The sequence below is a fragment of the Flavobacterium sp. FlaQc-30 genome (assembly GCF_044005885.1).
GTDB lineage: Bacteria > Bacteroidota > Bacteroidia > Flavobacteriales > Flavobacteriaceae > Flavobacterium.
The window spans coordinates 24,048-46,499 of the sequence record NZ_JBIPCO010000010.1 but is presented as its reverse complement, the minus strand read 5'-3'; the positions used below and the strand labels follow the sequence as shown (position 1 = coordinate 46,499).

20 protein-coding genes are annotated in these 22,452 nt (G+C 30.6%); 19 read left to right on the top strand and 1 reads right to left on the bottom strand.

Translation table 11 applies throughout. The features are described 5' to 3' along the window. Nucleotides 1-7: 7 nt before the first annotated feature. From rfbC to ACHRV0_RS19570, 19 genes are all read left to right on the top strand, one after another. Nucleotides 8-556, top strand: coding sequence for a dTDP-4-dehydrorhamnose 3,5-epimerase (gene rfbC / locus ACHRV0_RS19660; protein ID WP_395442174.1), 549 nt, complete (start codon nt 8-10; stop codon nt 554-556). Continuing rightward, complete coding sequence (gene rfbD / locus ACHRV0_RS19655) at nt 556-1,401, top strand: dTDP-4-dehydrorhamnose reductase (protein WP_395442173.1); 846 nt, start codon at nt 556-558, stop codon at nt 1,399-1,401. The genes rfbC and rfbD overlap by 1 nt, the downstream gene beginning before the upstream one ends. 62 nt (nt 1,402-1,463) lie before the next feature. Then, nucleotides 1,464-2,348 (top strand): glucose-1-phosphate thymidylyltransferase RfbA, encoded by an 885-nt coding sequence (rfbA, locus tag ACHRV0_RS19650; protein ID WP_395442172.1) that lies wholly within the window; start codon nt 1,464-1,466, stop codon nt 2,346-2,348. An 83-nt stretch (nt 2,349-2,431) separates the two neighbouring features. Beyond that, nucleotides 2,432-4,399, top strand: coding sequence for a polysaccharide biosynthesis protein (locus tag ACHRV0_RS19645; RefSeq protein WP_395415346.1), 1,968 nt, complete (start codon nt 2,432-2,434; stop codon nt 4,397-4,399). A gap of 94 nt (nt 4,400-4,493) precedes the next feature. Next, a complete protein-coding gene (locus tag ACHRV0_RS19640) occupies nt 4,494-5,360 on the top strand; it encodes an ABC transporter permease (protein WP_395442171.1) in 867 nt (288 codons plus the stop codon). Between the two features lie 39 nt (nt 5,361-5,399). After that, nucleotides 5,400-6,692 (top strand): ABC transporter ATP-binding protein, encoded by a 1,293-nt coding sequence (locus ACHRV0_RS19635; RefSeq protein WP_395442170.1) that lies wholly within the window; start codon nt 5,400-5,402, stop codon nt 6,690-6,692. Next, nucleotides 6,685-7,548 (top strand): hypothetical protein, encoded by an 864-nt coding sequence (locus tag ACHRV0_RS19630; RefSeq protein ID WP_395442169.1) that lies wholly within the window; start codon nt 6,685-6,687, stop codon nt 7,546-7,548. The genes ACHRV0_RS19635 and ACHRV0_RS19630 overlap by 8 nt, the downstream gene beginning before the upstream one ends. After that, nucleotides 7,549-8,469, top strand: coding sequence for a glycosyltransferase family 2 protein (locus tag ACHRV0_RS19625; RefSeq protein WP_395442168.1), 921 nt, complete (start codon nt 7,549-7,551; stop codon nt 8,467-8,469). Then, a complete protein-coding gene (locus tag ACHRV0_RS19620) occupies nt 8,459-9,460 on the top strand; it encodes a glycosyltransferase family 2 protein (RefSeq protein ID WP_395442167.1) in 1,002 nt (333 codons plus the stop codon). The genes ACHRV0_RS19625 and ACHRV0_RS19620 overlap by 11 nt, the downstream gene beginning before the upstream one ends. A 53-nt stretch (nt 9,461-9,513) precedes the next feature. Then, entirely contained in the window at nt 9,514-10,605 is a 1,092-nt protein-coding gene (locus ACHRV0_RS19615; protein WP_395442165.1) for a glycosyltransferase family 4 protein, read from the top strand. Between the two features lies 1 nt (nt 10,606). Continuing rightward, nucleotides 10,607-11,266, top strand: a complete 660-nt coding sequence (locus tag ACHRV0_RS19610) for a cytidylyltransferase domain-containing protein (protein ID WP_395442164.1) — start codon at nt 10,607-10,609, stop codon at nt 11,264-11,266. A 153-nt stretch (nt 11,267-11,419) separates the two neighbouring features. Then, nucleotides 11,420-12,853, top strand: coding sequence for an MBOAT family O-acyltransferase (locus ACHRV0_RS19605; RefSeq protein ID WP_395442163.1), 1,434 nt, complete (start codon nt 11,420-11,422; stop codon nt 12,851-12,853). Continuing rightward, the gene (locus tag ACHRV0_RS19600; protein ID WP_395442162.1) at nt 12,853-13,734 is read left to right on the top strand and encodes a hypothetical protein; all 882 of its coding nucleotides are present in this window, start codon (nt 12,853-12,855) and stop codon (nt 13,732-13,734) included. Before ACHRV0_RS19605 ends, ACHRV0_RS19600 begins: the two co-directional genes overlap by 1 nt. Before the next feature lie 8 nt (nt 13,735-13,742). Then, a complete protein-coding gene (locus tag ACHRV0_RS19595; RefSeq protein WP_395442161.1) occupies nt 13,743-15,122 on the top strand; it encodes a CDP-glycerol glycerophosphotransferase family protein in 1,380 nt (459 codons plus the stop codon). A 1-nt stretch (nt 15,123) separates the two neighbouring features. Further along, nucleotides 15,124-16,269 carry a glycosyltransferase family 4 protein gene (locus ACHRV0_RS19590; protein ID WP_395442160.1) on the top strand — a complete coding sequence of 382 codons (1,146 nt, stop codon included), beginning with the start codon at nt 15,124-15,126 and terminating at the stop codon, nt 16,267-16,269. Nucleotides 16,270-16,314: 45 nt separating this feature from the next. Beyond that, the gene (locus ACHRV0_RS19585; protein ID WP_395442159.1) at nt 16,315-17,430 is read left to right on the top strand and encodes a glycosyltransferase; all 1,116 of its coding nucleotides are present in this window, start codon (nt 16,315-16,317) and stop codon (nt 17,428-17,430) included. Then, a complete protein-coding gene (locus tag ACHRV0_RS19580; protein WP_395442158.1) occupies nt 17,427-18,497 on the top strand; it encodes a glycosyltransferase in 1,071 nt (356 codons plus the stop codon). Before ACHRV0_RS19585 ends, ACHRV0_RS19580 begins: the two co-directional genes overlap by 4 nt. Before the next feature lie 4 nt (nt 18,498-18,501). Beyond that, nucleotides 18,502-19,839, top strand: coding sequence for an O-antigen ligase family protein (locus ACHRV0_RS19575; protein ID WP_395442156.1), 1,338 nt, complete (start codon nt 18,502-18,504; stop codon nt 19,837-19,839). 65 nt (nt 19,840-19,904) lie between these two features. Next, nucleotides 19,905-21,299, top strand: coding sequence for an exopolysaccharide biosynthesis polyprenyl glycosylphosphotransferase (locus ACHRV0_RS19570; RefSeq protein ID WP_395442155.1), 1,395 nt, complete (start codon nt 19,905-19,907; stop codon nt 21,297-21,299). On the opposite strand, the gene ACHRV0_RS19565 is transcribed toward ACHRV0_RS19570, so the two are convergent. Continuing rightward, nucleotides 21,300-22,436 (bottom strand): DUF4105 domain-containing protein, encoded by a 1,137-nt coding sequence (locus ACHRV0_RS19565; protein WP_395442154.1) that lies wholly within the window; start codon nt 22,434-22,436, stop codon nt 21,300-21,302. Nucleotides 22,437-22,452: the final 16 nt, after the last annotated feature.

The window sequence follows — 22,452 nt, the reverse complement described above, 5'->3', positions numbered from 1 at the left end:
GAAAAGTGTGAAAATTGAAAAAACATCTATAAAAGATTTATTAATTATTGAGCCAATTGTTTTTGGAGATGATAGAGGTTATTTTTTTGAATCTTATAGCAAAACAAAATTTGCAGATTTGGGAATTGATATTGAATTTGTACAAGACAACCAATCATTTTCAAAAAAAGGAACTTTAAGAGGTTTACATTATCAGAATCCTCCTTTTGCACAGACAAAATTAATCCGCGTTTTAGAAGGTGAAATTATTGATGTTGTGGTTGATTTAAGAAAAGATTCTTCAACTTACGGAAAATCATTTAACGTTTTACTATCGGCAGAGAATAAAAAACAGCTCTTAGTTCCTCAAGGTTTTGCACATGGATTTTCAGTTATCAGCGAAACAGCATCAATAATGTATAAATGTGATCAGTTTTATAATAAAGATGCCGAAGGCGGAATTAAATATGATGATCCATCATTAAATATTGATTGGGGTATCAGTTTAGATGAAGCGATAGTTTCCGAAAAAGATCAAATTCTTCCTTTTATTGAAAATTGTAGTAGCTTATTTTAATGAAAAAAATTCTTGTAACTGGAGCAACAGGACAATTAGGGTCTGAACTTTTGGTTTTATCTCCATCGTATTCTCAATATGAATGGATGTTTGCTGATCGTATAAAAGCGACATTGGATGATTTAGATTTATTGGAATCACAATTAGCAGCAATTAAACCAGATATAATATTTAATTGCGGGGCTTATACTGCTGTTGATAAAGCTGAATCAGAAAAGGAATTAGCATTTAAGGTCAATCATTTAGCGGTAGAATTAATTGCTAAATATACTGCGAAAAATAATATTAAATTAATTTATATTTCGACAGATTACGTTTTTGATGGTTTGTCTTCAATTGCTTTAGATGAAGAGGCGGCAACAAATCCCATAAATGTTTATGGAGAAAGCAAACTGGCAGGTGAGAAGGCCTGCTTAAAAGAAAATCCCGAATCGATTATTATTAGAACTTCTTGGGTTTACAGTAAATTTGGAAACAATTTTGTAAAAACGATGCAACGATTAATGCAAGAAAAAGAGGAGATTAATGTTGTAAATGATCAGATTGGTTCTCCAACATATGCGGCAGATTTAGCAAAAGTAATGATTGATATAATTGAATCTACCGAGTGGATTCCTGGAATCTATAATTACTCTAATGAAGGCGAAATTAGCTGGTACGAATTCGCATTAAGTATTAAAGAGCTTGGGGGTTACAAATGCAAAATTGAGGGGATTCCTTCTTCATCTTACCTTACTCCAGCAAAACGCCCGAGTTTTTCATTATTAAATAAGACAAAAATAAAGGCAGTCTATAATTTAGAAGTCCCAAATTACAAAGATAGTCTAAAGAAAATGTTTGTTTAAAAAGGATATTATATTTTGTATTCGATTTTGAACCAAGATTTTGAAATCTAAAATCAAATTTTATGAAAGGAATTATATTGGCTGGAGGTTCTGGAACAAGATTGCACCCATTGACATTAGCAGTTAGTAAACAGCTAATGCCAGTTTACGATAAGCCAATGATATATTATCCATTGTCAACTTTGATGATGGCTGGAATAAATGAAATTTTAATTATATCAACACCCCATGATCTTCCTCATTTTAAAAAACTTTTAGGAGACGGAAGTTCAATTGGTTGCAAATTTAGTTATGCGGATCAGCCAGATCCAAATGGATTAGCTCAAGCTTTTGTAATTGGAGAAGAATTTATTGGTCATGATGATGTAGCGTTGATATTGGGAGATAATATTTTTTTCGGATCAAATATGCAAGAACTTTTAAAGTCAAATACAAAACCAAATGGAGGAGTTGTTTTTGCTTACCATGTTTCAGATCCTGAAAGATATGGAGTGATTGAATTTGATCAAAGCTTTAACGCAATTTCGATAGAAGAAAAACCTAAAGAACCAAAATCAAATTATGCCGTACCAGGATTGTATTTTTATGATAACTCAGTTGTAGAAATTGCTAAAAATATTAAGCCTAGCGCTCGTGGAGAATACGAAATTACCGACGTAAATAAAGTTTATCTTGAAAAAGGAAAGCTAAAAGTTGGTATCTTGAGCAGAGGTACAGCTTGGCTAGATACAGGAACATTTAATAGTTTAATGCAGGCTGGACAATTTGTTCAGGTTCTTGAAGAAAGACAAGGTTTAAAAGTGGGGTGCATTGAGGAAATTGCTTGGCGACAGGGGTTTATTGATGATGCTCAGCTTGAGGAATTAGCATTACCGTTATTAAAATCTGGGTATGGGGCCTATTTAATAGAATTTTTAAAACAAAAGAAAAAAGGAGTTAAAGTTTAATTTATTATAGAAATAAATTTTTAAACCCTTTAATTTGTATTTTTGTAAGATATACAAAGTTTACAGAACGAAATCAGACCAAATTGGAGACAGATCAACCAACCAAAATAGCCTCTATATTGTACAATTCTTTTTCACCAAGGAATTTAAGAGCAAATATTAATAGCCTTAGTTATTTGCCGCGCTGGATTATTATTGCCATTGATATAATGGTACTAATTTTTTCTTTCACCTTTACCTATATGCTTTTTGAGGGAACGGGATTAGGGTATATTATTACATCACATCAATCATATTTTGTTGCTAGTTTACTAGTCGTAAATATATTTTTCTTTTGGTTGTTCAGAACCTATTCGGGGATTATTAGGCATTCCTCTTTTATTGATGCGATAAAACTGTTGTTTTCTCAAATGTCAGTTTTAGTATTCTTTTTATTTTTCAATTTAGTTTTTGAATTGTATACAGGACATAAGGCCTTTTTGAATACTGCTCTTTTTATCAATTTGGTTTTATCATTTTGCAGTTTGTTTTTGTACCGAGTAATTGTAAAACAAACTTTTGAAATGTACTTTTCAGAAAAGACAAATTCTAAACTTATTCGAACAGTAATTTATGGTACAGATGCAAATGCCATCTCTGTTGCCAATGCTTTGAAGTTTGAAACTCCTTCTAGATTTAAAATAGTAGGTTTCGTTGATAAAAATAATCAGAATGCATCTAAACGAATGTTAGATCTTCCGATTTTAATATTACGTAAAAAATTACCTGCATTAATGCGTTCTGTAGCTGCAGAAGGTGTAATTATTGCAGATAAAAGTTTGTCTAAAGAAGAGCAGTTAATAATTGTTGATCAATGTTTGGAGTTTAATTATCGAGTATATACTGTACCCTTAATTTCGGATTGGGAAAATCAAAAAGAGATTTCTCAAAAAGTAAAAAATATTCAGATTGAAGATTTGCTGGAACGAAAACCAATTGTTCTCGATAGTAAATCAATTTCTAAGCAATTAAAAGACAAAACGATTCTTATTACAGGAGCTGCTGGTTCAATAGGTAGTGAGATTGTGAGACAAGTTCTAGGTTTTAATCCAAAGGCTGTAATTGTTTTGGATCATGCTGAAACGCCGCTTCATAACTTATGCTTGGAGACATTAGCAATGAATTCTGAGACAAAAATAATTGCCGTAATTGCCGATGTAAAAAGTAAAAAAGCATTAGAGAAGGTATTTAAAAATCATAATCCACATGTTGTTTTTCATGCGGCAGCATACAAACATGTGCCGTTAATGGAAGATAATCCTTCGCAAGCTATTTTAACTAACATAAAAGGGACTAAGAATCTTGCTGATTTATCATGTAAATATCATGTCAAAAAATTTGTCATGGTATCAACTGATAAGGCGGTTAATCCTAGTAACGTTATGGGAGCAAGTAAACGTATTGCAGAGAAATACGTACAGTCTTTATTCTTAAAAAATCAAAGTGAAAATATTCCAGGAGTAACAAAGTTTATTACTACGCGTTTTGGTAATGTTTTAGGTTCTAATGGATCTGTAGTGCCGCTGTTTACCAAACAAATTGCTGAAGGTGGTCCGGTTACAATTACACATCAAGATATTATTAGATATTTCATGACCATTCCAGAGGCTTGTCAGTTAGTATTAGAAGCTGGAGCGATGGGGAACGGCGGAGAAATTTATATTTTTGATATGGGAAAACCTGTCAAAATTATTGATTTAGCTAGAAAAATGATCAAGCTTGCAGGTTTTATCCCTGATAAAGAAATTAAAATTAAAATAGTTGGTTTAAGACCAGGCGAAAAATTATACGAAGAGTTATTGAATGATACTTCTAAAACGCTGCCAACTTATCATAATAAAATTATGATAGCTCAAGAAATACAAGATGAGTATGAAAACTTACATATTGATATCGATGAGTTAATTGGAATTGCTGATTTTTATGACAATGACGATATTGTCGCTAAGATGAAAAAGATTGTTCCTGAATTTAAGAGTATGAATTCAACTTTTGAAGTTTTGGATAAATAATATGGATAAACTATAGGATGTTATCTACAAATATAATTTGTAAGAAAAAAGGTGCTTTTTTAGCGCCTTTTTCCATTGTTAAATATTTCTGAAAATGGACAGCAAAAATGGGGAAGAGGATTGGTTGTTTGTTATAAAACCAAAGAGCAAATTTCTATCGTTAAATCTTAAAGAAATATACCAATATAGAGATCTATTATTTTTGTTTGTAAAAAGAGATCTAATAACAACTTATAAACAAACCGTTTTGGGGCCGCTGTGGTATTTGATACAACCATTATTTACTTCAATTATTTTTACTATTATTTTTAACAATGTCGTAGGAATCAACACGGGTTCTTTACCGCCTTTTTTATTTAATTTGGCAGGAATTACGGTTTGGAATTATTTTACAGCTTGCTTGAATGGAACTTCTGATACTTTTAAAGTGAATGCCAATGTTTTTGGAAAAGTTTATTTTCCAAGAATTATTACTCCATTATCAATTGTGATTTCGAACTTAATTAAATTCGGGATCCAATTTTTAATTTTTATTGTATTTTATATATTCTATTATTTAAAAGGCGCGAATCTAATTTTAAATGGTTTTGCCCTATTTTTTCCTTTTTTAATTATCACTATGGGGATTTTAGGGCTCGGATTAGGGATGCTTATTTCTTCAATGGTTACTAAGTATCGAGATCTTAGTTATTTGGTAAGTTTCGCAATCCAATTATTAATGTTCCTATCGGCTGTAATGTACCCAATGGCATTAGTAAAAAACAAACTGCCAGAATATGGATGGATTGTTGAATATAATCCGTTGGCTTATATAATCGAAACTTCAAGATACATTCTTTTAAATGTGGGTGAAGTTTCTGCTTTAGGATTAGTTTATACCGTTTCTGTTTCGATCATTATTTTTTTTATTGGTCTTTTAACTTTTAATAAAACCGAGAAAAGTTTTATAGATACAGTTTAAAAAGAATTTGATCATTTATATATCTAGTTTATTCTAAAGTTGAAAGACATTATTTTAAAGGTCGAGAATATTTCTAAACAATATCGTTTAGGGCAAGTTGGTACCGGAACCATAAGCCATGATTTAAATCGTTGGTGGCACAAGATAAGAGGCAAGGAGGATCCTTATTTAAAAATAGGAGAGACAAATGATCGTTCTATTAAAGGAACTTCAGATTATGTGTGGCCCTTACAAAATATAAATTTTGAAGTTAAGCGCGGTGAAGTTTTAGCAATTATTGGTAAAAATGGCGCAGGAAAATCTACACTTCTTAAAATATTATCAAAAGTTACAGCTCCAACTACCGGCAGTATAAAATCTCGAGGACGTATTGCTTCATTACTAGAAGTTGGTACCGGATTTAATGGAGAATTGACGGGAAGGGAAAACATTTTTTTAAATGGAGCAATTCTTGGAATGACCAAAAAAGAGATCATTTCAAAACTTGACGAGATTATTGAGTTCTCAGGCTGCGAACGTTATATTGATACTCCCGTAAAAAGATATAGTTCAGGAATGAATGTTCGTTTGGCATTTGCTGTTGCAGCCTTTTTAGAGCCTGAAATTTTGGTTATTGATGAGGTATTAGCAGTTGGTGATGCAGAATTTCAAAAGAAAGCAATCGGTAAGATGAAAGATATTGCAAAAGGTGAAGGAAGAACAGTCTTATTTGTTAGTCACAATATGGCTGCTGTAAAGAGTTTATGTACGAGAGGAATTGTTTTGGAACACGGAAAGGTTATTTTTGAAGGTGAAATTAGCGAAAGCATAGATTTTTATTCTAAAATAACAACAGAAGAACTCTTGTCAGAGCGTATTCATAAATCTCATTTGAATAGAATAGAATTTAATTATTTTAAAATCACAAATAATAGTATTCCTGTCTTGCAAGGTCAGATTATTGAATTGGGGGATAAATTAGAATTTGAAATTAACTTTAAGGTTTTAGATCGTGTTACAGATTTATCTATTGCGATGGATGTTTTAAATGCAAATCAAGAGTTAGTAGCTCATATTACAAATGAAGATGATGGTTTGCTGTTTCAGAAGTTAGAAAAAGGGCAGGAAATTACAATTTGCGTTAATACAGATCACTTGTTATTTATTCCTGGTTTTTATACTATTAATCTCTGGATTGGAACTGGCCAAGTTGATACTTTTTATACGATCAAAAACTTAGCGGGATTTTATTTAGAACAAAGCAATTTCACAAAAAGGACAAAACCGTTGCCTAAACATTCGAAAATGTATTTACCCACAAAGTGGAACTCAAAAGTTACAGGGAATGATTAGTGTGAGTTATTTGGTATCTTATGATTATGATCTATTGCTTATCTCTATTAAACAATTGTATGATGATGTCGATAAAATTGTTTTAGCAATAGACAGTGAAAGTAAAACATGGAGTGGAAATACATTTAAAATACCCGATTCTTTTTTTGATGAAGTTAAAATTTTGGATAAGAAGGATAAAATTCAATTCTATTTTGATCAATTTTACTTGCCAGATTTGACTCCGACGGAATGCGAATCAAGAGAACGAAATATGGTATTGAAGAAATTAGGGAAAGGTTGGAAAATTCAGTTGGATGTTGATGAGTACATTTATGATTTTAAAAAGATTACAAAATATTTAAAAAAGTATTGGTATCTGAATTTGTTTCCTAAACTTACACCAATTTGTTTTCAAGGAAAGCTAATTACTTTATTTCGAGAATTGCCAAATGGTTATTTGTATATTGATAATAAAGAGAAATTTCCGTTTATAACAAATCAGACCGTAAATACGCATACAAGAAGTAATAACAAAATCAAAAATCATTTTTCGAACATTAAAATAATTCATCAATCTTGGGCTAGAAGTGAAGAACAAATTTATTTTAAGATTAAAAATTGGGGACATAGAGATGATTTTGATACAGAAAAATATTTTCAGTTTTGGAAACATTTAGATAGTTCGAACTACAAAGAATTTCAAAATATTCACCCTATAGTACCAGAAGTATGGAATGTGTTAGAATTTATGCCGTCAAATTCGATTGATGATTTTATAGCAAAATTTGAAATTAATAATGTTCAAGTTCCACAATCATTATCAAATAAAATGATTTTTAAAGCTGGCGTAAAACGACTAATAAGGCTTAAGTAAATGCTGGCTATTATAATTCCTTTTTACAAATTAGCTTATTTTGAAGAAATAATTCAATCACTAGCTAATCAATCAGATCAACGATTTAAGGTTTATATTGGAGACGACGCAAGTCCTGAGTGTCCAAAAAAAATAATAGAAAAATATCAGGATAAGTTTGATGTTAACTATTATCGGTTTAATGAAAATTTGGGAAGTAAGTCATTAGCAAAACAGTGGCAGCGTTGTATTGATTTGTCGAAGAGCGAAAAATGGATTATGATTTTGGGCGATGACGATGTTCTGGGAAGTAATGTTGTTGCGGAGTTTTATAAAACAATACCAATAATTGATAAAGAGGAAATAAAGGTAGTTAGGTATTCTTCACAATTAATCAATGATAAAAACGAAAACATATCCACTGCCTATACTCATCCTAGAATAGAAAAATCGACAACTTTTTTAATAAAGAAAGTTAGAAGTCAAACTCGAAGTTCATTAAGCGAGTACATTTTCAATAAAGAAAAGGTATTACAAGTTGGTTTTAAAGATTACCCATTGGGCTGGTACAGTGATGATATGGCAGTCTTAGAATTTTCAGATTTTAATACTATTTACACCATCAACGAAGCTATAGTTTTTGTGAGATTTTCTCTTTTAAGTATTTCAGGTGATTTAACGGTGTCAAGAGAAAAAAATAAAGCAAAGTTTTTATTTTATTATTCTCTATTGTCAGGTAATTTTTTTTCAAAAGATCAAGTACAGATTTTATTTCCCAAACTATTTCAGACTTATTTAAGCGATAAAAAACAAGTTATGTATTTTCTAAGAATAACATGGTTGTGCATAAAATCAAGCGAAATTCTAGGTTACATTGGTTTTCTAAAATCAATTTTACACACTTTTAGTAAAAGAACTAAAGAGAGTTTTAATGTCAAATAAATTAGTCTCAATAATTATTCCCACTTATAATAGAGCCGATCTACTAGGAGAGACATTAAATAGTGTAGCAAAACAAATTTATACAAACTGGGAATGCCTTATTATTGATGATGGAAGTACTGATGAAACAGCTAGTTTGATTGCTGGCTACATAGATAAAGATAAGCGTTTTCAATATCATCAAAGACCAATAGATCGAATAAAAGGCGCAAATGCTTGTAGGAACTTTGGTTTCGAGTTATCTAAGGGGGTATACATAAAATGGTTTGACAGCGATGATATTATGAGTTCTGATTTTCTCGAAAAACAAGTTGCTGTTTTAGAAAAAAATAAGGAATTAGGATTTTGTGCAGCGTTTTCGAAAATATTTACAAAATCAATCCACGATGCAAGTGAGGATTTTATCCCTCAAATGATTTACGACACAAATGCCTTGTTTCATTTTATACTAGGAGAACTTTATTTTTTGACTCCATCTTCACTTTGGAGAAGAGAAGTACTAAATAATAAAGAACTCTATGATGAGACTTTGTCAAATGCTCAGGAAACTGATTTTAACTTTAGAAGATTGACCGAAAATGTGAGGTTTTGCTATATTGAAGACGTATTGTTTTTTGTGCGAAGAGGACATAAAAGTATCGACTCCGAAGCATCAACTAATCCAATCAGTTTACAATCACAATTTTATTATTTTCAAAAAGTTTATAAAGTTTTAAATTCCAATGAATGTAATATAGAAGAAGATAAAATCAAAAAGCTTAAGAAATATATAATATACAGGAAATTGCATTTTTTCTACGAGATAAGATTGCTGTTAAAATGTAATAAAAGTATAAGAAATTTTAAATCCATTTTAGAAAACTTAAAGGATGTAAATCTTAACTATTATGATGCAGTAAGACTTTATGTTGGAATTACGACAATTATTTTAACCAAAAAAGGTTTTCGTTTAATACATCTGAAAAGATTTGATATTAGAATTAAAGACTAAATAATTATATAATGTAGTGCAAAAATGTTGAAACGATTAATGAGAAAAGTTTAATGGCAAAAGTGATTTTACTTTCACAAGTTCCGCTGCCTTTTTCAAAGATTGGAAGTTGGACAACCCTATATAATAATTACTTGGAGAAAAACAATGAAATAGATTATATAGTTTGCCCTAAGCCAGAAGATTTGTTTAAGGGAGTAAAATATAGTTTTGTACAAGCAACATTTTGGAGCAGTATTCAAAACAAAGTTTTCAAGAAGAAAAAAAATGAATGCTTAAAAGCGCTAAACAAGATAATAGTTCCAAATGAAAATTACATAATTCAAATTGTTGATAATTACGGAATGGCTAAACCTCTTAAAGAGTATCTTGTTTCAAAAGGAGTTTCAAAGAATTGTTGCATTCAGTTCTTTTATCATGGTTTCTCCCCGTATGCTCAGCCAAATTCACAATCAAATTTTTATGAATTGATAAATGAATTGGTTGTATTAACACATGATAGTTATAAACTGCATAAAGAAACAATTACTACTCTTCCTAGTCATTTCTCGATACTTTATAACGGCATCGATACTAATAAATTTAAAAGAGTTTCAGTTTCAAGAAAACAAGAGTTAAAGAAAATACTTGAATTTGATGATAAAAAAGTCTTTGTATGGTGTTCTCAAGATAGACCAAAAAAAGGATTACATATTATTTTAGAAGCATGGAAAAAGATATATAATTTAGAAAAGAATATTGTATTAATAGTTATTGGATGCGAATCTGAAAACGACATGGATGGAGTGAAATTCTTGGGTAAAATTCCAAATCATGATCTTCCAGAATATTATCAAGCGTCAGATTGTTATCTTTTTCCAACGTTATGCCAAGAAGGTTTTGGGTTAAGTTTAATTGAGGCTTTGCACTGTGGCAATTATTGTATTGCCTCTGCAATGGGAGGTGTTCCAGAAGTTTTGCAATATGGAAAGCTGGGAAGACTTATCCAAAATCCTGATTTTGTTTTAGAATGGGTTGATGCCATAAATGATTTTTTAAATGGAAAATTTGAGTTTCCTGAATTTTCTTCAGAATTGTATTCTTCAGAAAAATGGAATGTTAGTATGAATGAACTTATAGCAAATGCTAGAAAAAGAATGCAATAAAATGAAAACAATTGCTATAATTCCAGCACGAGGAGGTTCTAAAAGGCTGTATCAAAAAAATATAAAATTAATTGACGGTATTCCTTTACTGGTGCATAGTATTTTGTACGCACAAGCCAACAGTGAAATAATTGATGAAATTTATGTTTCGACTAATGATGCTGAAACAAAAAAGATTGCATTACAATTTGGAGCAAAAGTTATAGACAGACCAGAATCATTATCGGGAGATTTAGAACCAACCATAACTGCATTGAAACATGTTTTGCAGACAATAAATATTGAGGTTGAAAATGTTATTCTACTGCAGCCTACTAATCCTTTAAGACCAGAAAATTTATTGAAAGATGCTTTTAGTATATATGAAAGAGAGAGACATGATAGTTTATTTACGGTTACAGAGAATGACAAAAAGTTTGGAAAAATAGTAGATAATAAATTTATTCCGTTTAATTACAAAATCGGACAAAGGAGCCAAGATTTGGAGCCTCTTTTTTTTGAAAATGGATTGCTGTATATCATAAAAGCAAAATTAATTTTTGAAGATATAATTATTTCAAAAGATGCATTGCCATTCGAAGTAAACCATACGTTTGCAATTGTTGATATTGATACACAAGAGGATTTTGATTATGCTGAATATTTATTTAAAAAGATATAATTAATTTAAGGCTCTGAGAATCCTTATATAGAAATAGTGCTGAATTATTTCTTAGTTGTCGGCAGAAATCGGATATTTGTCCGCTCAATCATCAAAAACAATTTAGAGATATTTAAATTATGTTTCTTAACTAATTTCCACTTTTAAGCAATTATGTTTTTCAACTCCATAGCTTTTGCTGTTTTTTTACCAATAGTATTTTTATTGTATTGGTTTGTTTTTAACAAAAACAAAAGCACTCAAAATTTTGTATTAATTGTATCTAGTTATTATTTCTATTCCTGTTGGGATTGGAGATTTTTATTCTTATTAGTTTTTTCAACCTTCTTAGATTATTATACAGGAATTCAAATTGAGAAAGGGAAATCTGAAAAAAGCAGAAAATTTTGGTTTTGGTTAAGTATTATTGTTAATCTTGGATTTCTCGGAATCTTTAAATACTATAACTTTTTTGCCTCTTCTTTTGCAGATTTGTTAAGCACAGCAGGATTTAAAGCAAGCCCTATTTTATTAAACGTGATACTTCCAGTCGGGATTTCGTTTTACACTTTTCATGGACTGTCTTATGTGATAGATATTTATTATAAACGAATTAAAGCCGAATACAATTTTGTAGATTATTCCTTGTTTGTCAGTTACTTTCCTTTGCTGGTTGCCGGTCCAATTGAGAGAGCTACACATTTGCTTCCGCAAGTAAAAGTAAAACGCGAATTTAATTTTCAAACTGCAAAAGATGGAGTTTGTCAAATTATTTGGGGATTAGTCAAAAAAGTAGTTATTGCCGATACTTGCGCAACTTATGCTAATGCCATTTTTGATAATTATTCAACGATGAACTCTTTTTCATTGATATTGGGAGCCGTCTATTTTGCATTTCAAATTTACGGAGATTTCTCAGGTTACTCAGATATAGCTTTAGGGGTTTCAAAATTGTTTGGAATCGATTTGTTGCGAAACTTCAATTACCCTTATTTTTCTAGAGATATTGCCGAGTTTTGGAGAAGATGGCACATATCGCTTTCATCATGGTTTCGAGATTATTTATATATCCCATTAGGAGGAAGTAAAGGTGGACTTTGGATGAAAATTAGAAATACGTTTATAATTTTTATTGTCAGCGGTTTTTGGCATGGAGCAAATTGGACTTATATAGCTTGGGGATTCATAAATGCTGTTTATTTTTTACCGCTGCTTCTGGCAAAAAGTAACAGAAACAACATAGATACAATAGTTTTAAAAAGAGATTTAGACTCCGTAAAAGTAATTCTAAGTATTTTATCTACATTTATAATTACATGTGTTGCTTGGGTATTTTTTAGAGCAAGAACAATATCAGATGCTTTGCTGTATCTGAAAAGATTAGTTTTAAATCAAGATTTTAGTTTTCAATATTTAGATAACGAAAGATACAATTACGAATTAATACTCTTAGTAGTATTGTTTGTTGCAGTAGAATGGAATAGCCGTGCTAAGATCGAACCGCTTTCAGGACGAAATAGTATGCTTAAAATTGCATTGGCTATTACAGCAATACTTGCTTTTGGGACTTTCTCTGACTATAAAGAATTTATATATTTTCAATTTTAATGAAACGTTTTTTAACCTATACCGCTAAAATTATTCTAATAACAACTCTAATTGCAGTTGTTTTGGATGGACTTTATACAGCAGTTTTTTTTCAATCAAAAAATCGCGGAAAAATTGAAACAGTTGTCAATTCTAAACCTCAAAACTATGATGTAGTTATTCTAGGTTCTTCAAGAGCAAACAATCATTTTGTTTCGAAAATGTTTGAAGACAAAGGACTGAAAACGTTTAACTATGGTATGAGTGGCGGACATTTATTTGAAGCTTCATTAATGCTGAAATTAATGATTGAAAGGAAATACAAAATTAAAAATATTATTCTCGAAGCCGATTTAAACTTGTCGAACGACAAAGAATCGGATGGTGTTTCGGCAAAGTTTTTACCTTACATTCATAATTCAGAAGTAATAAAAGAGCAATTTAAATCTCAAGAAAATTTTAATGAACTCTATTATATTCCATTTTATAGATTCATAAAGTTTGATAGCAAAATTGGTTTTAGAGAAGTTTGCAAAATCATGAAAAATGAAAAAACAAATGCATTAGACAACCTAGGATACTATCCATTAGAAAAACATAAAAACGGCAATATGAAAAATAATATTGTCAATTTAAATCCGCTTCCTCATAATAAATATTATGAAGAAATTAAAAATCTCTGCAAAGCAAACAATATCAATTTTATTGCTGTAATGACGCCAATGTGCGAAAACGTGGTGGGAATGAATTATTTTGAAAAAGTTAAAAAAGCTTATCCCGAAATTCATAATTACGAGAACATAGTGATCGAAAACAAGTATTTCTCGTCTTGCGGACATATGACAGATGGTGGGGCTAAAATTTTTACGGCTAAAATTTTAAAAGACTTTTTTAATAAGTAGGTTTTTTAATGAAAAGGAATAAAATTTTACTATTCTTTCCCGATGGAGTTGGAATTAGAAATTACCTTTATTCAGACACATTTACTAACACAAACGAAGAATTGATTCTGTTTCATAATTTTGATCCAGAGACCATAATAGCAATTAAGAAGAATGTTGTCATAGAAAGCGAAATTGTAATTCCAGATTATAAAGAGTCAGTAAAAGAAAAATTTCTGAGGGAATTAATTTGTTTGTCTAGATTGCATTACAATCAGAAACAGGTGAAGAATCCAACTTTGTTAAGCAACTGGAATTGGAATCAAAATAGAATTTTAAAAAAGATCTTCTACAAAACAATTGAGTGTATTGCTCCTTTTTTTAAGCGATATTCCAGCATTCTAAAATTAGAAAGAAAATATCAGAAAGCGCTACGTCAAAATCCTTTTTATGATGAGGTAAAAGCAATTCTAAAAAAAGAGCATCCAAGTACTGTTTTTTGTTCTCACCAAAGAGCCTTAAAAGTGGCAGCAATATTTGCAGCAGCATCAGATTTAGGAATTTCGACAACAACAGTAATTTATTCTTGGGATAATCTGCCGAAAGCCCGTTTATCTTTAAGAGCCGATAATTACTTAGTTTGGTCAGATTATATGAAAAATGAACTGCAAATATATTATCCTGAAATTTCTGCAGATAAAATTTTTATCACAGGAACACCTCAGTTTGAGTTTTATGGAAAAGCGGAGAATATAATCGAAAAAGAAATTTTTTATAAAAGATATAATTTAGACCCAAATAAGAAAATAATATGTTTTTCAGGAGATGATCTAAAAACATCTCCAGATGATCCGAGTTATTTAAAAGATCTTGCTCAAGAAATTATTAAAGCAAATTTACAACACCAGTATCAAATACTATTTAGAAGATGTCCAGTCGATTTTTCAGGGCGATTTGATGACGTTGTAAATGAATTTAAAGATGTAATAAAAGAAGCTTCACCGTTGTGGTATTTTAGTAAATCAAAAGAATGGAATGCCGTTTATCCATCTCTCGAAGATGTAAAGCTGCTTGTTAGTACAGCTTTTTATTCTGACATAGTTGTCAATGTAGGCTCAACAATGGCATTTGATTTTTGGATGTTTAATAAACCTTGCATTTTCATTAATTACGATCAACAAAATAAAAAAGAAGAAAATTGGTCCGTAAATACAATCTATCAGTTTCAACATTTTAAGAGTATGCCAAATAAAAAAGCGGTTATTTGGTTGAACAGCAAAGAAGAAATTTCAAAAAAAATAGTTTTAGAAACAAGTCAAAATATTGCCATGGAAGAATGGAAAGTGAAAATACTTGGAGATTATAAAAATGCATCAAACAACATAAGGCAAAAACTGATTATTGTTTAAGATGCATATTTGTTTCATTACAAACGAATTTCCGAAACAAGGTTTTCCACATGGAGGAATAGGCAGTTTTGTTAAAACATTGGCACCAGCACTAGTCAAACAAGGAATGAAAGTATCAGTTGTCGGGATAAACTATATAGAAATAGAAGAAACTGAAATTGTTGAAGGTGTAGAAATTTATAGAGTGAAGAAGAATACAGTAAAAGCCTTTACATGGTATTTAAACTCTAAATTGATTAATACTAAAATCAAAGAAATCCATCAAAGAACTCCAATACAAATTATTGAATCATCTGAGCTTGGTCTTGCTTTTATAAGTAAGCTGGCAGATGTAAAATATGTGATACGTTTGCACGGCGGGCATCATTTTTTTGCAGAAAGCGAAAAAAGAAAAATTGAGAAATGGAAGGGATTTCAGGAAAAAAGATCTTTCAAAAAGAGCGATGCATTTATTGCCGTTTCACATTACGTAAAAAATCATACGGAAAAGTATTTGAGTTACCGTAACAAACCAGTAGCATATATAAGTAATCCTGTCGATACAGATTTTTTTAAACCGACTGATGAAGATAAACCCGAAAATAAAATTGTTTTTGCAGGAACTATTTGCGAGAAAAAAGGAATCCGCCAGTTGATTCAAGCTTTTCCTTTAGTACATAAAGAGTATCCTAATGTTTCATTAGAAATTTATGGAAGAGATTGGTTCTTTCCTGATGGAAGTTCGTATATGCAGATGCTTAAAGAAAAGGAATTACCTCAATTAGGAGAAGCTGCAAATCATATCCATTTTCACGGAGCGATTTCTTATGCAGATGTTCCCAAAGCATACTCAAAAGCTGCGGTTTGTGTTTTTCCATCCCATATAGAATCCCAAGGTCTTGTCGCTCCTGAAGCAATGGCTATGGAAAAATCGGTAGTTTTTACAAAATATGGCTCAGGCCCTGAAACTATTGAAGATTATAAAACAGGCTTGTTGTGTGATCCCTATAATCCGGAAGATATTGCTGAAAAAATTATATGGTTTCTTTCGAATGTATCAACAGCAAATGAAATAGGAAAAAAGGCTAGAGCGTTTGTACTTTGCAAGTATAAAGTTGAAGATGTAGTAAATCGTACTATTAGTTTTTTTAAAGAGTTACAGAATTAACTACGAAAGGCTTTCTTCGAAAATAAGGATAAAAGCAGATCTAAAATGAAGTTCTTAATAATTACAAATGTTAGCCATGTTCAAAAAGGGAATAAATATTTGGGTTATGCACCTTATGTGAGAGAAATGAATATTTGGACGAAACATGTTGATGAGGTTATTATTTTGGCTCCATTAAAAAAAAACAGGATAACAAAAATTGACAGCGCTTATCAACATAGCAAGATTGATTTTAGGAGAGTTTCCAACTTTAGCTTTACTAGTTTTAAAAACAGTTTTTTATCGATCTTCAAAATTCCATTTATCCTTTGGCAGTTGTTTTACGCAATGAAAGATGTAGATCATATCCATTTACGATGTCCTGGAAATATGGGATTATTGGGTTGTTTTGTTCAAGTGTTTTTTCCAAATAAAACAAAATCGGCAAAATATGCAGGAAACTGGGATCCTCAAAGTAAACAGCCTTGGACATACCATTTACAGAAATATATTTTAGCTAATACTTTTTTGAGTAGGAATATGCAGGTTTTGGTTTACGGAGACTGGGAAAATCAATCTAAAAATTTAAAATCATTTTTTACCGCAACTTATTCAGAAACTGAAAAAGAATTGATCACAAAAAAGAATTTAAATCAAACAATTGAGTTTGCATTTGCAGGTAGTTTAGTAGAAGGTAAAAATCCTATATATGCTGTAAGGTTAATTGAGCAACTTGTGAAAAAGGGAAATAAAGCGGTTTTAAATATATATGGCGAAGGAATTGAAAGAGATTCTTTAGAAAATTACATTGCCGCAAATCAACTCCAAAACATTGTTTTTTTGCATGGCAACCAAGATAAAGAAACATTAAAGAAAGCTTATCAAAAAAGCCATTTTGTTATTTTACCTTCTAAGAGTGAAGGATGGCCAAAAGTTATTGCCGAGGGAATGTTTTGGGGCTGTATACCTATTGCGACAAAAGTTTCATGTGTTCCATTTATGCTAGATTATGGAAAAAGAGGAATAGTATTGAATATGAATTTAGAGAAAGATCGGGATCAAATAATTGATTTTTTAGATGAAAAACTTTTTCTAGAAACGAGTAAGAGAGTCGCAGATTGGTCACAATATTATACAATGGAAATATTCGAAGCAGAACTTAAAAAAGTACTTGAGAAATGAGAGTGGTGCAAATCGTAGATTCATTGCAAATGGGAGGTGCCGAAAGAATGGCGGTGAATTATGCCAATGCTTTATCAAAAGAAATGACTTTTTCGGGGTTAGTTGTAACTCGAAAAGAAGGACAATTGTCTGATCAGATAGATGAAAAAGTTTCGTATTTGTTTTTAAACAAAAAGAGCAAAGTCGATTTTAAAGCTGTTTTTAGATTAAGAAAGTATATTTTAAAAAACAGAATTGATATTGTTCATGCGCACAGTACCTCTTTTTTTACAGCAGTTTTAGTAAAATTGACATTACCACAAATTAAGATTTTCTGGCACGATCATTTTGGAAATAGAGCAGCTGAATCGAAAAGTAAGAATAAAATGTTGATTTTTTGTTCTCTTTTTTTTACTTCGATTTTTGTGGTAAGCCTGCAATTAGAAGCTTGGAGCAAGAAAAATATGTTTTGTAAAAACGTCTTTTTTATTCCAAATTTCATTTTAGATCGAAAAGAAAATTTAGAAACAACAAGATTAAAAGGAATTCTAGGCAGGCGAATAGTTTTTCTTGCAAATTTAAAAGAACCCAAAAATCATATGCTGATGCTTAAAGCTTTTCAAGATTTAAGATTACAGGAATCAGGATGGACTTTACATTTAATTGGGAAAGATTATTTCGACTCTTATTCAGCTTATTTAAAAGAGTTTATAAAGTTTAATTCATTAGAAAGCTATATACATTTGTACGGAGAAAAGAACGATATCAAATATATATTATCACAATCTTCAATTGGAGTTTTGACTTCGACAAACGAAGGATTCCCGATAACTTTATTAGAGTACGCATCAGAAAAATTGGCAGTTCTTTCTTCCAATGTTGGATATTGTTCAGAAATTATTGAAAATGGTTTTAACGGATTGTTATTTGACCCGTTAAACTATTTAGAATTAAAGGATCAGTTAAAATTACTAACTTATGATGAAGCATTGAGAACTACTTTAGCAGAAAATTTTTCAAAATCAACTGTAAAGGAATATTCAAAAGAGGCTGTAATCAAAAAAGTAATACAGCTTTATAAGAATTAAATTAATGAAAAGATTTTCATTTTCTTATCTTATTTTAGTCCATGTTATAATTGCATTGATGGTTTTTGTATTGCCTTTTTTGTCAATGCTTTATGCGCTTTTAATTCCAGTTGTTGGTCTCTTTGTTATTTTTCGAAGTAAGAATAAGAATAACGAAGTTCTTTATGTAAGTGCTTACTTAATAGGAGTTGAAGTTTTTTTGCGAATGACAGGTGGTAATTTCAGTAATGAGTATGTGAAAACACTAGTTATCTTTTTCATGCTTACAGGAATGTTTTATAGCACTGTTTCAACTAAATCGTTTGTTTATTTCTTTTACTTATTATTGTTAATACCTGGGATTTTCGTTTCTATAAATACGATTGATTTTACTATAGATATTAAAAAAGCTTTAGTATTTAATTTGTCAGGACCAGTGTGTTTAGCAGTTTCTTCAATATATATGTTTAAAAGAAAAATTCTGTTTACAGATCTTCAAAATATTATTCAAGTAATGGGATTTCCTATTATTTCAACAGTAGTTTATCTTTTCTTGTATAATCCGAGTGTAAAAGATGTTGTTACAGGGACACAGTCTAATTTTGAAACTTCAGGAGGCTTTGGCCCTAATCAAGTTTCTACTATTTTGGGGCTTGGAATGTTTGTCTTTTTTTCGCAATTTGTTTTGTTTTCAAAATCAAAAAAGAGGGTTATTTTAAATGGAATTCTTTTGATTTTGGTAAGCTACCGAGCAATTGTTACTTTTTCAAGAGGTGGTGTCGTTACTGGAATTGCCATGATTGTCTGTCTTATGGTTGTAATTTATTCCTTTTCGAATTCTCTTGGAAAAGCTAAGGTCGGTTTAGTTATAATTTTGTCGTGCCTTTTAGGAATTGGTATTTGGGGATATACTATTTCGCAAACCAGCGGACTAATCGAAAAAAGATATGCTAATCAAGATGCTAAAGGAAGACAGAAAACAGATCGATTGGGTGGGAGAGAAGCAGCAATGGAAGTAGATCTTAAAATGTTTTTTGATAACCCCATTACCGGAGTAGGAGCAGGAATGGGAAAAGAATTGCGAAAAGATTCATTAGGACAAGAAGTTGCTTCTCATAACGAAATAACAAGAATGTTAAGCGAACATGGTGTATTAGGCATATGTGGGCTTTTAATACTACTTATTACTCCGTTTGTATTATATATCAACAATCGACAGCATTTGTATTTTTTATCTTTTTTCATTTTTTGGTTTCTTACGATAAATCATGCGGCCATGCGAACGGCAGCTCCTGCATTTATATATGCTTTGACACTTTTATTTGTGCAAATAAAACTTCCTGAAAAAGCGAAAACTTTGTAAGATAAAATTTATATTTTTCAGTACATTTGCTTCTAAGCAAAGCTTTTAAATCTCTTAAAAAGTAAATGTTCTCAAATAAAAAAATGCACTTCGAAATCTCAGAACGAAAAGTATTACTTTTTGTTTTTGATGTCTTTTTTGTTTTGACAGTTTTGTATTTATTAAACAGCATTTTTGATTATAATTATTTTGCTTTTCAAAAAAAGTCCTTCTATCGTCCCTTAATTCTTATCGTTTATCTCTCTGTTTTTGGAGTAGTCTTTGAGATTTATAATTTACAGGTGGCGAGTAATCCGTTTCAAATATTTAAAAATGTTATTTGCGCTGTCTCAATTACTGTTTTAACTTATATTCTTACGCCGACATTATCCCCTGAACTTCCAAAACAGCGACTGGTTATCCTAATCTTTTATTTCACAATATTAATTACCATATTGCTGTGGCGGTTTTTTTATGCCTTCTTTTTAGCCTCTCATCGCTTTTCACAAAACGTCGTATTAATATGCGGTCAAAATCAAGTTGAAGAATTGGTTTTAGGACTCGAAAATGTCGATCCGCATTATAAAATTATAGGATTTGTTAATTCCGATTCTATCTCTGACGAGAATGCAGATTTTCAGTATGTAAAAGAAATCAAGAAAAATGAACTAGAAGATTTTGTAGCAAATCACGGTATTTCTGAAATTGTTATAGCCTCTCAAAACACAGATGGAATTACCTCCGATTTGTATCAACAGTTACTTTGTTTACTTGAATCAGGAAAAAGTATTAGAGAGTATACTCAGGTTTATGAAAGTAAAACCCAGAGAATTCCAGTGCATTATATTGCAAGAGACTTTTATCGTTTTTTCCCGTTTAGCCGCAGTAATAGCAATAAATTGTACTTGTCTTTAATTCGCCTGTTAGAATTTGTTTTTTCATTTGCAGGTTTAATAATCTGCATTGTTTTTATACCGCTTATTTTCTTAGCTAATTTTTTTGCAAATAAAGGAAGCCTGTTTTATACGCAAGAACGCGTAGGTAAAAATGGAATAGTTTTTAAAATTTATAAATTTAGAACTATGATTGAGATCTCGGAAACGAAAGGTGAAGTTTTTTCGGTTTTAAATCGTAAGCGAATAACTCCATTTGGTAAATTTATGCGTAAATCAAGGATTGATGAATTACCACAGTTGATCAATATTATAAAAGGCGATATGGCAGTAATTGGTCCAAGGCCAGAAAGACCTTTTTTTGTTAAGGAAATTGCTCAAATAATGCCTTTTTATGAAACGCGTCATGTTATAAAACCAGGTCTTACAGGTTGGGCACAAGTCAATTATTCTTATGGAGAGTCAATCGATGAGAGTTTGATAAAACTGCAGTATGATTTATACTATATTAAACACCGAAGTATTTTTCTCGATTTAAGCATCACTTTCAAAACCATAACTACCGTTTTGTTTTATCGCGGACAGTAATCAGATTATTATCGGAATACGTTTTTTGTTTCTTATTGCAACTCTTACCAGTACAAAACCACTTGTAATTATCATTGGTAAAACGATTAAAAAGTGTGCTTTATTGATTAGGAAAATAGCATAAAAAATCAAGAAGATCAGATGTAAAACCGCAAATCTATAAGTCCATCTTTTGTTTTTTGCAATTGAAAAAAGAATTAAAATCAGTAAAAGTGGGCTAAACAGCAATACATTATAATTCATTGCCAGTTCTTGGTGAAATGAATAAAATCCCATTATCACAAAAAATACTCCTATTAAAGACAAAATGAATAAGTAGATTTTATCGACAATTTTATTATGTACTAAAACAACAAAACCTAAAATAATCAGATAAGTATAAATGTTATTCCACCATGAGGATGGCGTTTCTTTTTCAAAACTCAAAAGAGTTTGGCTTGCTTGAGCCAAAGGATGATTTTGAAAAGTAGTTTTCGCTAAACTGTTTTTCAATTCAAAAGGCAGAAAAATTTTGGTTCCCAATTGATCAACTTTGGTTCCAAAAATAATACTAGTTCCCAATTGATCATAAAAATGTCCATTAAAATAAGGAAATAAGATAGAACGATATGTTTTGTCAGTGTCTTCTTTCTTAACAATAACATTTCCATTTAAAGTTGAATTGATGATGTCAACCACCATCGAAGTACAATTTTTGTCAATGAACTTGTAGGTGTAATAACGCTCTTCAGATAATAGAACAGAATTTAGTTTATCAAAAAGTTTTTGTTTTAAATCTAGCGAAATAAGAAGCTCTTGCTCAAAAACACTTCGTTTGTCCTCGTTATATTCATTTAGAAATTCTGAAAAAGAATGTGTAATTACAAAATACTGTAAATCACCTTTCGCAAATTTTGCTACAAAGTTTGGAGTTCTAAAATCAAAAGCACCAAAATTGTAAACAACATCAATATTGTTGGCAGGATCAGATATTCTAATCGCAGTATGTCCAAAATAAGAATAGGTTTCATTACCTAAACCACAAGTAATCACACTTGCTTTAGCATCTTTCGATAAAGGAATATTTTGGCTGTAACCAATAAAACTTAGTAATAATAGTAAACTAAAAAGTGTTTTTTTGAAAAGGACATTTTTCATGATTTAAAATTTTAAA